This window comes from Escherichia sp. MOD1-EC7011 (assembly GCF_002965005.1).
GTDB classification, from domain to species: domain Bacteria; phylum Pseudomonadota; class Gammaproteobacteria; order Enterobacterales; family Enterobacteriaceae; genus Escherichia; species Escherichia ruysiae.
Genome location: NZ_PTRD01000085.1, coordinates 1 through 406, shown reverse-complemented (window position 1 = coordinate 406; position 406 = coordinate 1). Strand labels below are relative to the sequence as shown.

Below are 406 nucleotides of genomic sequence, written 5' to 3'. Positions count from 1 at the left end.
CGGTTGGATCACCTCCTTACCTTAAAGAAGCGTACTTTGAAGTGCTCACACAGATTGTCTGATGAAAATGAGCAGTAAAACCTCTACAGGCTTGTAGCTCAGGTGGTTAGAGCGCACCCCTGATAAGGGTGAGGTCGGTGGTTCAAGTCCACTCAGGCCTACCAAATTTGCACCGCAAATTTGAAGAGGTTTTAACTACATGTTATGGGGCTATAGCTCAGCTGGGAGAGCGCCTGCTTTGCACGCAGGAGGTCTGCGGTTCGATCCCGCATAGCTCCACCATCTCTGTAGTGATTAAATAAAAAATACTTCAGAGTGTACCTGCAAGGGTTCACTGCGAAGTTTTGCTCTTTAAAAATCTGGATCAAGCTGAAAATTGAAACACTGAACAACGCAAGTTGTTCGT

General features: G+C 46.1%; 2 tRNA genes. Both read left to right on the top strand.

The features are described from left to right. The first annotated feature begins 87 nt into the window (after positions 1 to 87). Positions 88 to 164 (top strand) — tRNA-Ile (locus tag A7098_RS23565). 42 nt (positions 165 to 206) lie between these two features. Continuing rightward, positions 207 to 282, top strand: a tRNA-Ala gene (locus tag A7098_RS23560). Positions 283 to 406: the final 124 nt, after the last annotated feature.